We start from the raw sequence: 14,416 nt of genomic DNA on the forward strand, positions 1-14,416 counted from the left end.
CTTCCGGTCCCGGCCCCGCGCGCGCCGGGTGTCGATGCGCGCCGAGCGGGTCGCGGCCTCCAGGAGGCGGAGAATCGCTGGCCCCCGTAGGAGCCGGGCAGCCCGTGCAGGCGATTGCTGCGGGCAGCGGGGTCGAGAATCGCGTCGGTTTTCGGGGTCAGGATCTATCGTCTCCCCATGCACGTCTCGATCCAGCCGCTCCGCGTCGAGGACGCCCCGGCGATCGTGGACGCCGAGGACGACGAAACCGTGCGGTGGCTCAGCGGGCAGCCGAGCACGACCGAGGGGACGGCGGCGTACGTCGCCCGGCTGGCCGACGACGCGGCGAGCGGGAAGGGCAAACGGGCCTTCGGCATCTGGGTCGACGGGCAATGCGTGGGCACGGTGGACTATGACCCGGACGGCGTCGACGGCTGCGAATCAGGCGACGTCAACATCGCCTACGGAGTGGCCCCGTGGGTGCGCGGGCGTGGGGTGGCGGTCCGGGCCGTCGAGTTGATGTGCGAGATGATTCGCGACCAGGGCATCGGCACACGCGCGATCATCCGTGCGGACGAGCGCAATCCTGCGTCTGCCCGCGTGGCCGAGAAGGCAGGCTTCGTCCACCTGCGCAACATGCTGACCGAAGCAGCGGAGGCGGGGCATCGAGGGCCCGTCACCATGCGCGTGTTCGGGCGCGATCTGCGCCCGCGCGACTCCGCGTGATGACCGTTCATGGAGCAGTCCGTCCGACAGCTCTCTCGTGAGTTCGGTCAGCCGACGAGCGATGTCGTCTTCGAGGTCTTGGAATGCGGTCCGCGCGGCGTTCTCGGGCGGCGATTCGATCGCTGCGAGTCACATGGGCCACGGCACTACGCTCGGGGCTATGGAGACCCGGGGCGTCGACGTGCGCGAGGCGGCACTCGACGACCTCGAGGCGCTCACCGACCTCGCGGTCCAGGTCCAGGCGCTCCATGCCCAGGGCCGGCCGGACCTCTTCCGTCCCGCCGAGGCACAGGCGTTGCGTGACTTCTTGGCCGGCCGTCTGGCGGACGACTCCGTCCTCCTCGTCGCGGCGGACCACACGGCGAAGCCGGTGGGGTACCTGCTCGCGGAAGTCCTGTCGCGGCCCGAGTCACCGTTCCAGTTCGGCCACACCTCGGTCTACGTCCATCACATCGCGGTCGACGTGACTGCTCGCCGCCAGCGCATCGGTGAAGTCCTGATGCGCGGCATCGCCGACCGAGCACGCCAGGTCGGCGCCAGCTCTCTCCGGCTCGATTCGTGGTCCTTCAACGCCGACGCTCATGCCTTCTTCGAGAGGCAGGGATTCACCGCCACGCGCTTCGTCTTCGAGCGGCACCTGGACTCGCCCGAACCCTAGATCCCCGATGCGCAGATGCGGCGCTCGCTGCACGAACACCGCGCACTGCCGTTGACCCGACGTACCGCGGGACGGCCACCGCCAGGCGCCGACCACCGCTGCGATCTCAGCGCGGAGGAAGCCCATGTTCAGCGAGTGCGGCGCGGAGCGAGCTGATCCCGGCGAAGTGGTGAGTGAGCATGCCGCAGGCCTGGGCGCCTTGCAGCTTGCGCTCGGAGTCGTCGGTGAAGAACACCTCCTGGGCGTCCAGCCCGAGCTGATCGAGCACGTGGAGGAAGATGCGCTGATCCGGCTTGATGTACCCGATAGCGGCGGAATTGAAGATCGGATCGAAGTGTCCGGCCAGGCCGAGTTCGGCGGCTTCTGCGGGGATGGTGTCCGTGCCGTTCGTGAGGATTGCGGTCACAATGACCGCTGCGCGCAATTCTGCCGCGAGGCGCAGAATCGCCGGGTCCACGTGTGAGCGCTGGGAACCCCACTCGGACGCCGCGGCAGTGCTGCCGATGTGCTGGGCGATCATCGCCACCCAGGCCGCGCGGCTGATGCGCCCGGTGGTGACGTCCTCGATCTGAGGCCGAGCGAACGCGAAGGACTCGATCGCGCCCTCCACGATCCCATGTCGACGCTCGATCGCTCGTACGTATGCGGGATCGAAGTGCCGGACGACGCCGTCCAGATCAAACACCACTGCTCGGATCATGAGGCCATCCTCGCCTAACTCTGGGATTGCCATCGTGCCGGGCGAGACGGATCAGCACGGGATACCTGCACCGGCATCGGCTATCGCATTGGATTGCCGTTCACCGGTGCCACCCGCGGCCAAGAACCTCGCGCCTGTCGCGGATCTGGCGAGACAGCGTCCTGGAGGTTCTGTCCCCGAACGGTGCAGGCGCGCGAGCAGTATCCGCCTGCTGCTGCTGAAAGCGATCCAGCATCATCCAGCGCGGGATATCGTGCCGCAAGGTGGAGCAGCGGACGGTGGGGGCACAATGAAGCGCAGTCGGCAGCCACCCGAGCCCGGCCGCACCATCGCCACCGGATGGACCGACTCGGACCCCAGCGAGGTCGGTGCCCGGGCGCAGAGCGAGACCGGTGCCCACGCCACGCCGTCCGCTGACCGGGAGTCCGCACCTCGGCCGCTGCTGGTCATCGGCGCCATCGTCGCGATCCTGGCGCTGGTGCTGCTGGTCCCGCCGCTGCTGATCGGCGGCCATTCCGCACGCGACGTGGCCGAGAACTTCCTCCAGGCCGTGGTCGATGGCGACACCACCACCGTGCGCGAGCACTTGGGCGATGGCGACGGAGCCTTGGACATCGCCCTGGTCGACGAGGTGGTCGACGGCGCGAGCCATCGTGTGGAGCGCTTCTCGATCGACTCGGTCGAGCTCACCGGCAGCAGCGCCCGCGTCGTCGCGACCCTGGTCTCCCCCGTCGACTCCCTCGAGACCACCCTGGACCTCCAGCGACACAACGGTGGGTTCCTCCGCCTCCGGTGGGAACTCGTCCCCGTCACCCTGCCCACGCTCCGCCTGCAGGTCCCCGTGGGCAGCAGTGAGGTGGAGGTCAACGGGCAGGTGCTGGAGATCCCGGAGCGGTCGCGTCCTCTCGAGGCTTTCGGCCTCGGCTCCCTGACCCTCCGTGTGCTTCCCGGGACCTACGTGCTCCACGCGCAGGAGCTGAGCAGCGCTGTCGTCACCCGGACCGCCCGGGTCACGCTGCCGCCCGTGCTCGACGAATGGACCAGCGCACCGGTCGCGGTATCGCTAGATCTCACCGAGGCCGGAGAAGAGGAAGCCCGCAGGCAGCTGAACACCGCTCTCGAGGAGTGCATCAAGAGCGTCTTCCCGCAACCGGAGAGTTGCCCCTTCGCGGCCCCGGAGGACGTCACAGAGGAAGGAACATGGAGCATCGAGAGCCCGCCGCTTCTCACGGGGCTGTCGGGTGGCCAGGAAGGAGTCTTCGAGTTCGCCGGCACCTTGACGGTCGCGGAGTTCACCATCCCTGCGGGCACCGGTGCTGGACGCGCGACGGTCCACACGATCGAGGCCTATGGCGGGGCGTTGGCGGTCGTCGACCGGGATGGCCGCGTCCATGCGCAGTGGACCCTCCATCACGCCGTCGACGCGGATCCGTCGGCCGCTCAGGGAGACTCCTGAGCGAGACTCTCACCACCGAAGGCGGCACCGCCATGTACAGCGGTGACAACTCCGCGACCGGGAGGGTCCGGAGCGATGTCTTCAGCTCTACGCCCGCAGGGGGCACTATGGCCGAGGGCGTTGACACGCTGGATCACGGCCTAAGATCGGTCGGATCGCATCCGCGCACCCCGTGAGAACGGCACATTCAGAGTTCGCGGAGCATGGTGTCCGAGTCCCCATTGCGACCGACCGTCACGAAGCCGTTGCGGGTGTACAGCGCGCGGGCGGCGCCGTTCCCGTCTTCGACGCTCAGGCTCAGGGCCCGCCAGCCGATAGCGCGAGCCTGTTCGAGACAGCCGGCGAGCAGCGCGGACCCCACGCCCCTGCCGTGGTGGGGACGGGCCACCGCCATACCGAGCTCCGGGACGTCGTCCGCGACGTAGCCGTACCCGGGCGTGCCGGCGGGCAGAGCGCGTGCCCAGACGGCACCGAGCGGGCTGCCCTGGTCGTCGGTCGCGACCAGCCCGAAGTCGTCCGAGCGCTTCCAGCCCCCGAGGTAGCGTCCGGTGTGGCTGTCCGCAACCACCTCGGCGCGGGTGAATCGTGGCGTCCCGTCCCAGTTGAAGGCCTCGAGGAGCATGTCGTACAGAAGGTCGAGGTCGTCGCTGGTGGCGTCGCGGAGCATCACGGCCGCTATGCTCGCACGCCCACTCCCACGCCATCCTGTGGTTCGCACGAACGGGGCGCATCCGGTGACGGCGCGTCGCCGAGGATGAATGTTCCGTCGCCACCCGACAATGGACCCATGACCACCATTCGACTCCAGGGCCGGCTCGTGTGCCGGGACGAGCGCGAAGCCGCTCTCGTGAGAACTCATCTCCCCCGGCATGTCGCCCTGACCCGGGCCGAGCAGGGATGCCTCTCGTTCACGGTCGTCTCGACCGATGACCCCCTGGTGTGGAGCGTCGACGAGATCTTCGAGGACGCCGCGGCGTTCCGGCGGCACCTGGATCGAGTCCGGGACAGCGAGTGGGGGCGGGCGACCGCGACCATCGCACGGGACTACTCCATCGACGGGCTCTGATCCGTCAGCGGTCCCGCGCACTGTGACCACAATGGACCGATGTCGTACCAGCCCTTCCGCACCCGCACCGCCGGCCTCGATGACGCCCGCGGGTGCGCGTACGTGCATCGCACGTCGTGGATCGAGACCTACTCCGAGCTGCTCCCTGCCTCCCACTGGGACAGCGACACCCTCGAACAGCGCACCCTCTCGTGGCAGCGGTCGCTCAACGGAGGAAAGGCCGTCACCGTGGCCGAGTCCGGAAGGAGGATCATCGGGATCGCCCTCACGAACCCGGCCCGTGAGCTCGGCGGCCACCACCCCGTGCGGGCGCTCGAGCTGTCCTGCCTCTACGTGATCTCGGCCCACCACGGCAGCGGAGCCGGCCAGGCACTCCTGGACGCCGTCCTGCCGGACGCGTCGCCCGCCCAGCTCTGGGTCGCCGAGCACAATCCTCGAGCGCGGCGGTTCTCTGCGCGCAACGGGTTCACTCCCGACGGAGCCCGATTCACCGACGAGAACCTGGCGCTCGAGGAGATCCGTCTCGTCCGCTGACGACTCGCTGCACCGCGTCCCGGATCGTGACCGCTCCCCGCCGCGTCGGCGCGATCCGAACGACCGGAGTTCCCGAAGTCGGTGGCGCGCGGCCCGGGTGTGCAGTTGAGTGGGCCCATGAGAGATCAGCGATCACGCATCGACTCCCTCGGCGCGGATGGGAGCGCCGGCGACGCCGACTACAGCGTGATCGGGGCCGGCTACTCGCACTACCGCCGGCCGGAGCCGGCCTTCGCCGATGCCATCCGCGCCGCCCTCGGCGATGCGCGCACCCTGGTCAATGTCGGCGCCGGCGCGGGCTCGTACGAACCGAGGCACCTCGACGTGACGGCGGTCGAGCCGAGCGCGGCGATGCGGGCCCAGCGTCCCGTGGGGGCGGCTCCGGTCGTGGACGCGGTGGCCGAGGCGCTGCCGTTCGCCGATCGCACGTTCGACGCCGCCCTGGCATCGTTCACCGTGCACCAGTGGAGGGACCTCCCCGGTGGACTCCGTGAAGTGCGCCGAGTGGCCCGCGGACCGGTCGTGATCCTCACCTGCGACCCGGCCGCCCTCCGGCGCTCCTGGCTGAGCGAGTACGCCCCCGAGGTGATCGCGACCGAAGCCGGCCGCTATCCCCCGATCGCCGACGTGGCGGCAGGCCTCGGCGGAACGGTCACGGTCCAGCAGCTGCCGATCCCGCTGGCCTGCGTCGACGGGCTCTCCGAGGCCTACTACGGCCGACCCGAGGCGCTCCTGGACGCCGGGGCGCGCCGCGCGAACTCCGCCTGGAGCTTCGTCGACAACGCCGCCGTGGTCCGCTTCGAGGAGACTCTTCGCGCGGACCTCGCCTCAGGACGGTGGGACGACCGCTACGGGCACCTCCGCACGCAGCCGACCTTCGAGGGATCCCTCCGCCTCATCGTGGGGCTGCCATGAGCGATGGCCGGCACAACCGGACGTCACCGAATCCGACGCCGGCGCTCCCGCAGCCGGCTCAGCAGAAGGAGCAGTGATGGATCTGCAGGACTTCCTCGCGCACGTCGGCCGCGGATCGGTCATCGAGGGCGGCTCGGCCGAGCATGCGTTCATGCATCGCGCCGCTCAGGACGCACTGCGGGTCGTCGCCGAGCTCAACAGCGGCTACCGGACACCGGAGGAGGTGCGCGCGCTCCTGACCCGACTGACCGGGCAGACGGTCGATGAGTCGGTGACCCTCTTCCCGCCCTTCTACTGCGAGTTCGGCAAGAACCTCAGGCTCGGCGCCGACGTGTTCATCAACATGGGCTGCCGGTTCCAGGACGCCGGCGGCATCACCATCGGCGACGGCACACTGATCGGCCACGGCAGCACGATCGTCACCCTCGATCACGCCGTCGACCCGGCACGGCGAGCCGACATGACGCCGGCGCCCGTCGTGCTCGGGCGCCGGGTGTGGCTCGGCGCCTCGGTCACCGTGGTGCCCGGGGTGACCATCGGCGACGGCGCGATCGTCGGGGCGGGCGCCGTCGTCACCAAGGACGTCCTGCCGAACACGATCGTGGCCGGCATCCCGGCGCGGCCGATCCGGACGACCGGCTTCGACGCCTCCGAGGTCTGAGCGCGCGCCCGGCCAGACGGCGCTTCCTCATCGGCTAAGCGCACAGCTCACCGTCCATGGCCCGCCACCGTGCCGCACGACCTGGTCGTCTCCGAGGGGAAGCGCCGGCTCAGCGACGCGCCGGGGAGAGCTCCCGCTCGAGGAACAGCGTCGCCGCGCCGATGGCCCCCACCTCCTCGCCGAGCTGCGAGGACACGATCTCGACGTGCCGACCGCGGGCATCGGAGCGCAGGGCCCGTTCGCGCACCTGCGGCAGGGCAAGGGGCGACAGCACCCCCCAGTAGGGCCCGCCGATGATGACGCGGTCCGGGTCGTGGACGCTGATCAGGGTGCGCAGCGCCTCGCCGAGAGCGGTGCCGTGCCCGGCGATGAGCTCGGCCGCCACCGCGTCCCCACCGGCGGCGGCCTCCGCCAGCGCCGCCACGCGCGCCGACATGCTCACGGCCTCCGGCGTCGGGAGCGCGGTGACGTCGGGGGCGCGGTCGAGCAGCGCCTTGATGTCGGTGAACATCGACAGGCACCCGTGGCGGCCACAGCGGCACGCCGGACCGGTCAGGCCGGTCGGCAGATGTCCGATCTCGCCGGCCTGGGTGGTGGCGCCGCGATGGAGGTCCCCGTGGCTGGAGACGGCGGAACCGATGCCGGCGCCGACGTAGATGTACAGCACCGTCTCCTCGCTCGCGTCGGCGTGCGACCAGTTCTCCGCGGTCAGGGCGGCGTTGGTGTCCTTGTCGAGCACCGTGGGCAGGCCGGTGGCCTCCTCGAGCAGCTGTCCGAGCGGCAGGTCCCACCACCCGGGCAGCCAGGGCGGGTTGACGATCACGCCGTGCGCCGCGTCGAGCCCGCCGGGCGCGGCGACGCCGATGCCCCGCAGCAGGTGCGCGACGTCCCTGCCGCCCGGCCCGCTCCAGCCTGCCTCCCGCAGCTCGTCCTGCATGGAGGCGAGCGCGCGGGCGATGTCCTGGAGATCCGCGGCCGGATCGTCCCCGGGAGGGTCGAGGGAGCGTCGAGCCAGGACCTGGGCGAGGAGATCGACGATCACCACGGAGATGCCGGCGGGGTCCAGATGCACGCCGGCGGCCAGCTGCGCGCCGGGCGTCACCCGCAGCACCGTGCGCGGCTTGCCCCGGCCGGTGTTCAGCGTGCCGTGGGTCTGCACGAATCCGCGATCGATGAGCCGGCGGGTGATGAGGGAGACCGCCTGACGGGACAGCCCGCTGCGCACGATGATCTCGGCCTGGGAGATGCCGTCCCGGGCGTGCCGGATGGCCTGCAGGACGATCATCTCGTTGCGCGCCCCGAGGTCCGGCATCGTCGAACCTCGCATGGCGCTCCCCTCTCGATGGCCCGTCCTGCCGCGACCACTGCCCGGCAGTATTGCAGTCCGCCGCGCCGGGTCCGGACGAATCCGGGGTCGGCCCATTGCTTATGTCCACAGGTGTGAGTAATGTTCCCGGGCAGCGGCAGAGTGGCCTCGGCCACATGTGCACGGTGCGGACCCGACTCGGGACCGCGCCGGCATCGCCGCTCGTCGGCGCACCGATGGGGATGCGCCGCTCCTCGGAAGGGACATGGATGAGTGCCACAGACTTGGCGGGCGCGAGAGGCGTGGGCGCACCGGCCCCGGCGCGCACCGCAGCAACGGTGGGCAGGACCCGCAGCGACAGAGGGATGACCAGGGCCGACAGACGCAATCTGCGACTGGGCCTGCTGTTCATCTCGCCCTGGATCATCGGGATCCTGGTCTTCGTGATCTACCCGGTCACCTACTCGATCGCTCTGAGCTTCACCCGCTACTCGGGAATGGCAGCGCCCACCTGGGTGGGCCTGCAGAACTACGTCACCGCCGTCACCGATCCGCTGGTCGCGAAGGCCACCAGCAACACGCTGTTCTTCGCCCTGATCGCCGTGCCGCTGGGCCTGATCGTCGCGCTGACCCTGGCGCTGGCGATGAACCAGAACGTCCGCGAGGTCGCCCTCTACCGGACGATCTTCTACGCGCCCTCGCTGATCCCGGCCTTCGCGATGTCCTTCATCTTCATCGTGTTCCTGAACCCGCAGTTCGGCGTGTTCAACCAGATCCTCAACCTGTTCGGCGGGCCCAACGTCAACCTGCTGGGTGATCCTACCGGCGTGAAGATCGCGATCATCCTCATGGCGCAGTTCGGCGCCGGCAACGCGGCCCTGATCTTCCTGGCGGGACTGCGCAACATCCCCAAGACGGTCTACGAGGCGGCCCGCGTCGACGGCGCCGGCCCGGCCCGCCAGTTCCTCTCGATCACGCTCCCGCTGCTCACGCCGGTGCTGCTGTTCAACCTGATCACCGGCGTCTCCGGTGCCCTGCAGGTATTCACCGAGGCATACATCGTCACCAACGGCACGGGAGACCCCGACGCCGGGGCCCTGTTCTACATGATGTACCTCTACCAGAACGCCTTCGGGTTCGCCGAGCTCGGATACGCCTCCGCCCTCGCGGTGCTCCTGTTCCTGGCGGGCCTCTCCCTCGCGCTGCTGATCTTCTGGCTCTCGCGCCGATTCGTGAACTATGACGTGGAGGCCGGCTGATGAGCACCGTGACCCGAGTGGACATCCCCGTCGACGAGCGACGCGCCCAGCGCAGGGCCGACAAGGAGATGCTGAACCGTCGGGCCGACGGCACCCGCCGCTCCTGGCACTCCACGCTCGCCGCGCGCATCGTGATGATCGCGCTGAGCCTGCTGTTCCTGCTCCCCCTGTACTGGATGATCGCCTCCTCGCTGAAGTCCGACGTCGAGCTGGCCCAGTTCCCGCCGACGCTCTTCCCGCAGTCCTGGGAGTTCGGCAACTACCTCGAGGCCCTCACGGCGATGCCGTTCCTGCGCTTCTTCGCGAACTCGGCGATCATCACGATCTCCGTCGTCGTGCTCTCGGTGGTCTCGAACTTCATCGTCGCCTACGGCTTCGCCTGCATCGACTGGCCCGGGCGCGACAAGGTCTTCTACCTCGTCATCGCGACCCTGTTCCTGCCGTTCCCGGTCACCCTGATCCCGATGTTCGACATGTGGGCGCGACTGGGAGCGGTCAACACCCTGTTCCCGCTGATCATCCCGGCCATGTTCGGCTCCGCGTTCTACGTGTTCCTGCTGCGGCAGTTCCTCAAGCAGATCCCGCGCGACATGCTGGATGCGGCCCGGGTGGACGGCGCGAGCGAATGGACCATCCTGTGGCGCCTCGTGTACCCGACCTCCAAGCCGGCCCTGGTGACCGTCGCGATCTTCGCCGCCGTCGCCGCCTGGAACGACTTCATGGGCCCGCTGATCTACCTGCAGGACGAACGCGTGCAGACCCTGTCCATCGGACTGCAGGTGTTCCGCTCGGTCAACGCCCAGGACGTCTCGTTCAACCTGCTCATGGCGGCGTCCTTCCTGGTCATCCTGCCCCTGCTGATCCTGTTCTTCCTGTTCCAGCGGTACTTCATCCGCGGCATCACCATCGGAGGTTTCAAGTGATCGACCGACGCACATTCCTGGGCGGTGCCGCAGCCTCGGGGGCCGCCGCCCTCGGCCTCGGTGCCTGTGCCCCCAGCGGCCCCACCGGCGACGACGTGATCCGCTACTGGGGCTACGGGGCGGCCGACGTCCGCTTCGACGAGGCGGCGCTGGCGGCCTTCCGGCAGACCGACGCGGGACGCGACGTCACGATCTCGGTCAACCAGGTGCCCTCCAACGGTGCCTCCGACAACAGCCAGATCATCACCGCCGTGCGCGGAGGGACCGCGCCGGACCTGTGGCTGATGGACCGGTTCAACGCGGTGCAGAACGCCTCGATCGGTCTGCTGGAGCCCATCGACGGCATGATCGAGGAGTTCGAGGGCGTCTCGGTCGAGGAGTTCTCCGCGCAGTGGCTCCAGTTCGCCATCGACGAGCTGACCTACGACGGCCGGCTGTACGGCCTCCCGATGAGCACCGACGCCCGCGGCATCGAGTACAACGAGAACCTGCTGCGGAAGTTCGACGTGGATCTGGACCTGTTCGATCCGCAGCAGCACGTCCTGACCTGGGACGAGCTGCGCGAGGCCGCGCGGCAGATCACGACGATGGACTCCCGGGGCAACTACGAGTACCTCGGGTTCTGTCCCTGGCGCGATGAGGCCTGGTCCTACACCTGGGGCTTCGGCCTCGGGGCGCAGCTGTACGACAACGCCACGTCCTCGATCACGCTGGACTCCCCCGAGTGGCTGGCCGTGCACGAGCTCTACGCCGATTGGGCGGAGGAGTATCCCTACGCCTCCGTCGACGCGTTCTTCGCGACCTATCAGCCGCCGAACGCACCGCCGACGCAGAACGCCATGTTCAGCGAGCGCCTGGCGATGCTCACCACCGGTCCGTTCGCGATCCGCGGCAACGAGAAGTACGCCCCGGACCTGCCGCTGAAGTTCACCTACCTGCCCGTGAACACCGCGGGGGACGACATCTACACCTGGTCGGGCGGCAGCGCCTTCGTGGTCCCCCACGGCGCGAACATGACGAAGAACCTGTGGGAGTTCATGAAGTTCTACGCCGGCACCCCCGGACAGAACCTCATCATGCCGATGCTCGGCGACCTGCCCACGAACATCCAGACGATCGTGGACGGCAACTACAACCAGAAGGCCGAGCTGTTCCGGGAGATGCTGCCCTACTCGACGTCGCGGCCGCCGCTGCCCGTCGGCTCGGCCGCGTGGGCCACCCTCGCCCGGACCCGGACCTCGGTGGCGCTCGGGTCGATGACGCCGCAGGAGGCGATCGACACGAACCAGGCGATGGTCGAGCCGAAGATGGCGCTCTTCGAGGGGTACCAGATGCCCGACACCTACGGACAGATGAGCGAGATCCCGGAGGCCTGAGCCGGCCTCCACCGCTCACCTGGACGCTTCCCCCGCGCGGCGCGCTCGAGGCAACCCACCGCGCGGGGGACGCGGCGTAGCCGCACCCCAGATCTCCGCCGATACGCATCGGCGGCCCCGTCGGCCCCGACCGACGGAACCCCACCGGCCCCGGTCGGCGGACCCGCAGAATCCCCCATCAAGGAGACATCTCCCCATGACCTCAGCCCTGAGGATCGCTGTTCTCAGCGCCTGGCACGTCCACGCCGAGGAGTACGGCCGTGCCGCCATCGACCATCCCGACACCGAGCTCGTCGCCGTCTGGGACGACGACGCGGCGCGCGGCCAGGAGCTCGCCGAGCGCCTGGGGGTCGACTTCGTCCCCGACCTCGACCAGCTGCTCGCCCGCGACGACCTCGACGGCGTCACCGTCACCACCGCGACCAGCGACCATGTCCCGGTGCTCACAGCGGTCATCGCCAGCGGCAAGCACGTGTTCACCGAGAAGCTGCTGGCCCCGACGGTCGAGGGATGCGACGAGCTGACCCGCCGGGCCGCCGACGCCGGCGTGCAGCTCACCGTCTCCCTGCCCCGCCTGTCCGACGGCTACACCGTCGCCCTGCGCGAGGTGCTGGAGGCCGGGACGCTGGGCCGTCTGACCTACTCGCGGGTGCGCCTGGCCCACGACGGCTCAGTCTCGGACTGGCTGCCGGCGCGGTTCTACGACGCCGAGCAGGCGCTCGGCGGCGCGTTCTCCGATCTCGCCGCCCACCCCGTCTACCTCACCCAGCTCATCCTGGGCGCGGAGACGACGAGCGTGCAGCCGACCTACACCGACATGACCGGTCGCGGGGTCGAGGACAACGCGGTGGTCACCGTGACCACGGCCGACGGCGCCATCGGCGTGATCGAGACCGGCTTCGTCACCCCCGCGAGCCGATTCACCATCGAGGTGCACGGCACCCAGGGATCCCTGCTGTACGGGTTCGAGCCCGGTCCCGACGGCGCTCCCGTCATGCGCGTGGACACCCGCCAGGGATCACAGCGGATCGAGGTGCCACCGAGCATCGCGCCGCCGTTCGCCCAGTGGGTGGAGGCGATCCGCACGGGTCGTCCCACCACCGAGAACCTGCAGCGGGCGCGCGACCTCACGGCGCTCGTCACCGCGGCGAACCATGCCGCCCACGCCTGACCCCATCCGCGTCGCACCCCGAATCGTCTTCAGGAGGAACCCCATGACCGTCTCCCTTCCCATCCGCATCGGCCTCATCGGCGCCGGCGGGATCGCCGACCACCACCTCGCCGGCTACGCCGCCATCCCCGATCGCGTCCGCGTCACCGCCGTGGCCGACGCGAATCCCGAGGCCCTGAAGAGGCGCACGGAGGAGACCGGAGCCACCGGCTACACCGACTTCCTCGAGCTCGTGAAGGACCCGGAGGTCGACGCGGTCGACATCTGCCTGCCCCACCATCTGCACCGCTCGGCGATCATCGCCGCCGCGGAGGCCGGCAAGCACATCCTCTGCGAGAAGCCCCTGTGCCTGACGGCGGAGGAGGCCACGGACGTGCGCGAGGCGGTGCAGAAGGCCGGCGTCACCCTCATGTGCGCGCACAACCAGCTGTTCATGCCCGCGGTGGCCAAGGCCAAGGAGATCCTCGACTCCGGGGCCCTGGGCACCGTGTACGAGGTCCGGACGACCGACTCGTTCTTCAACGACTTCGATCCGGAGAACATGGGCTGGCGCGCCCACGCCGCCACCTCCGGCGGCGGCGAGTACATCGACACCGGCTACCACCCGACGTACCTGCTGATGCACCTCTCCGGCGGCATCCCCACGCAGGCGTTCGCCATGATGTCCACCCACCGCCTAAAGTTCATGGAGGGCGAGGACTCCGCCCAGGTGCTGGTGCGGTTCGACAACGGAAGCGTCGGACAGCTGGTCACGTCCTGGGCGTACGAGGCGGCTCCCGGCACCGACCGCTTCAGCGCGGTCGGGGAGAAGGGATCGCTGAGCTCGGACGGCTCCACCCTGCGGGTGAAGATCCGCGGCGAGGAGGAGCAGGTCTTCGAGAGCGAGCCGATCGACACCTTCGCCGCGGAGATCGCCGACTTCGTCACCTGCCTCGAGACGGGACGTCGACCGCTGAACACGGAGGTCGAGGGCATCGCTGTGCTCGGGATCATCCTCGCGGCCTACCAGAGCACCAGGAGCGGGAAGGTCGAGCACATCCCCGCGATGTGACGCGCTCTTCGAGGCGAGCATCCCCGAGCCGGCCCGGAGCCGGGTGAGGGAGCTCGGCGGAGGGGCCGGGGACGAGCGCACCCGGCCCCTGCGTGCGCCATGATGGGCCGGTGACCTCACTCGACCTGGCCCTGGACGTCGGCACCCTGTCCCGCTCTGCGCTGACGGCCGCCCTCGGAGCGCGAGGGGTCGGGCTCAACGCGCATGCCGAGATGCTGCTCGGGCACGAGACCTTCGCGGTCACCGCGCCACGCCCGGTACGGGTGGTCTCCCTCGCCGTCGACGACCTCGGCCTCCGTGACGGTGCCCCGCTCGGTCAGGTCTTCGCCGCCGCAGAGGATCGCGGCATGGCGCTGCTCCCCGCGGCCACGGGACCCTATCTCCGCCTGGCCATGGTGCAGCAGGCATCGGCACCGGACTCCGTCCTCTCCGCCGGTCGGGCGCCCACCGGTGCCCTCACCGTCGCCTCGCAGCCGCTCTGGGACGACGACGACCTCCCCAAGGGCTTCTATCTGCGCACCGTCGACGGGCGCCCGTGGCTGCGCGGCTACCGCTGCGACCAGGACTACGTCTGGCCACCGAGCGCCGAGTTCGCCTTCGCGAGGCCGACCCAGCGATGATGACTCCCCGGGGCC

General features: G+C 69.7%; 16 protein-coding genes. 13 read left to right on the forward strand and 3 right to left on the reverse strand.

Features of this window, described 5'->3' with window-relative positions; all coding sequences use genetic code 11:
• Nucleotides 1-177: 177 nt before the first annotated feature.
• Nucleotides 178-705 carry a GNAT family N-acetyltransferase gene (locus ACOJUI_RS09125; protein ID WP_422114658.1) on the forward strand — a complete coding sequence of 176 codons (528 nt, stop codon included), beginning with the start codon at nucleotides 178-180 and terminating at the stop codon, nucleotides 703-705.
• Between the two features lie 160 nt (nucleotides 706-865).
• Nucleotides 866-1,363: a GNAT family N-acetyltransferase gene (locus tag ACOJUI_RS09130; RefSeq protein WP_422114659.1), complete on the forward strand. Its 498-nt coding sequence runs from the start codon at nucleotides 866-868 to the stop codon at nucleotides 1,361-1,363.
• Nucleotides 1,364-1,469: 106 nt separating this feature from the next.
• Here the strand turns inward: ACOJUI_RS09130 and ACOJUI_RS09135 are convergent, their stop codons facing one another.
• A complete protein-coding gene (locus tag ACOJUI_RS09135; RefSeq protein WP_422114660.1) occupies nucleotides 1,470-2,063 on the reverse strand; it encodes an HAD family hydrolase in 594 nt (197 codons plus the stop codon).
• A gap of 289 nt (nucleotides 2,064-2,352) precedes the next feature.
• Between ACOJUI_RS09135 and ACOJUI_RS09140 the strand changes: the two genes are divergently transcribed.
• On the forward strand, nucleotides 2,353-3,519 hold the full coding sequence (locus tag ACOJUI_RS09140) for a hypothetical protein (protein ID WP_422114661.1): 1,167 nt from the start codon (nucleotides 2,353-2,355) through the stop codon (nucleotides 3,517-3,519).
• A 187-nt stretch (nucleotides 3,520-3,706) separates the two neighbouring features.
• Here the strand turns inward: ACOJUI_RS09140 and ACOJUI_RS09145 are convergent, their stop codons facing one another.
• Nucleotides 3,707-4,186, reverse strand: coding sequence for a GNAT family N-acetyltransferase (locus ACOJUI_RS09145; protein WP_422117645.1), 480 nt, complete (start codon nucleotides 4,184-4,186; stop codon nucleotides 3,707-3,709).
• A gap of 120 nt (nucleotides 4,187-4,306) precedes the next feature.
• On the opposite strand from ACOJUI_RS09145, the gene ACOJUI_RS09150 reads away from it, so the two are divergent.
• The 4 genes from ACOJUI_RS09150 to ACOJUI_RS09165 all read left to right on the forward strand — a co-directional run bounded on the left by ACOJUI_RS09150 (nucleotide 4,307) and on the right by ACOJUI_RS09165 (nucleotide 6,695).
• Nucleotides 4,307-4,585 carry a putative quinol monooxygenase gene (locus ACOJUI_RS09150; protein WP_422114662.1) on the forward strand — a complete coding sequence of 93 codons (279 nt, stop codon included), beginning with the start codon at nucleotides 4,307-4,309 and terminating at the stop codon, nucleotides 4,583-4,585.
• 39 nt (nucleotides 4,586-4,624) lie between these two features.
• Nucleotides 4,625-5,119, forward strand: a complete 495-nt coding sequence (locus tag ACOJUI_RS09155; protein ID WP_422114663.1) for a GNAT family N-acetyltransferase — start codon at nucleotides 4,625-4,627, stop codon at nucleotides 5,117-5,119.
• Between the two features lie 117 nt (nucleotides 5,120-5,236).
• Nucleotides 5,237-6,034, forward strand: coding sequence for a class I SAM-dependent methyltransferase (locus ACOJUI_RS09160; RefSeq protein ID WP_422114664.1), 798 nt, complete (start codon nucleotides 5,237-5,239; stop codon nucleotides 6,032-6,034).
• 76 nt (nucleotides 6,035-6,110) lie between these two features.
• Nucleotides 6,111-6,695, forward strand: a complete 585-nt coding sequence (locus ACOJUI_RS09165; RefSeq protein WP_422114665.1) for a sugar O-acetyltransferase — start codon at nucleotides 6,111-6,113, stop codon at nucleotides 6,693-6,695.
• Between the two features lie 109 nt (nucleotides 6,696-6,804).
• Here the strand turns inward: ACOJUI_RS09165 and ACOJUI_RS09170 are convergent, their stop codons facing one another.
• On the reverse strand, nucleotides 6,805-8,022 hold the full coding sequence (locus tag ACOJUI_RS09170) for an ROK family transcriptional regulator (RefSeq protein WP_422114666.1): 1,218 nt from the start codon (nucleotides 8,020-8,022) through the stop codon (nucleotides 6,805-6,807).
• A gap of 344 nt (nucleotides 8,023-8,366) precedes the next feature.
• Between ACOJUI_RS09170 and ACOJUI_RS09175 the strand changes: the two genes are divergently transcribed.
• The 6 genes from ACOJUI_RS09175 (at nucleotide 8,367) to ACOJUI_RS09200 (ending at nucleotide 14,401) form a co-directional block, all read left to right on the forward strand.
• Entirely contained in the window at nucleotides 8,367-9,260 is an 894-nt protein-coding gene (locus ACOJUI_RS09175; RefSeq protein WP_422114667.1) for a carbohydrate ABC transporter permease, read from the forward strand.
• Nucleotides 9,260-10,183 (forward strand): carbohydrate ABC transporter permease, encoded by a 924-nt coding sequence (locus ACOJUI_RS09180; RefSeq protein ID WP_422114668.1) that lies wholly within the window; start codon nucleotides 9,260-9,262, stop codon nucleotides 10,181-10,183. Before ACOJUI_RS09175 ends, ACOJUI_RS09180 begins: the two co-directional genes overlap by 1 nt.
• Nucleotides 10,180-11,559 carry an extracellular solute-binding protein gene (locus tag ACOJUI_RS09185; RefSeq protein WP_422114669.1) on the forward strand — a complete coding sequence of 460 codons (1,380 nt, stop codon included), beginning with the start codon at nucleotides 10,180-10,182 and terminating at the stop codon, nucleotides 11,557-11,559. The genes ACOJUI_RS09180 and ACOJUI_RS09185 overlap by 4 nt, the downstream gene beginning before the upstream one ends.
• Nucleotides 11,560-11,755: 196 nt before the next feature.
• Nucleotides 11,756-12,730 (forward strand): Gfo/Idh/MocA family protein, encoded by a 975-nt coding sequence (locus ACOJUI_RS09190; protein ID WP_422114670.1) that lies wholly within the window; start codon nucleotides 11,756-11,758, stop codon nucleotides 12,728-12,730.
• A gap of 43 nt (nucleotides 12,731-12,773) precedes the next feature.
• Entirely contained in the window at nucleotides 12,774-13,781 is a 1,008-nt protein-coding gene (locus ACOJUI_RS09195; protein WP_422114671.1) for a Gfo/Idh/MocA family protein, read from the forward strand.
• Nucleotides 13,782-13,891: 110 nt separating this feature from the next.
• Nucleotides 13,892-14,401 (forward strand): hypothetical protein, encoded by a 510-nt coding sequence (locus ACOJUI_RS09200; protein WP_422114672.1) that lies wholly within the window; start codon nucleotides 13,892-13,894, stop codon nucleotides 14,399-14,401.
• Nucleotides 14,402-14,416 lie beyond the last annotated feature (15 nt).

Source organism: Brachybacterium sp. UNK5269 (assembly GCF_049266655.1).
GTDB lineage: Bacteria > Actinomycetota > Actinomycetes > Actinomycetales > Dermabacteraceae > Brachybacterium.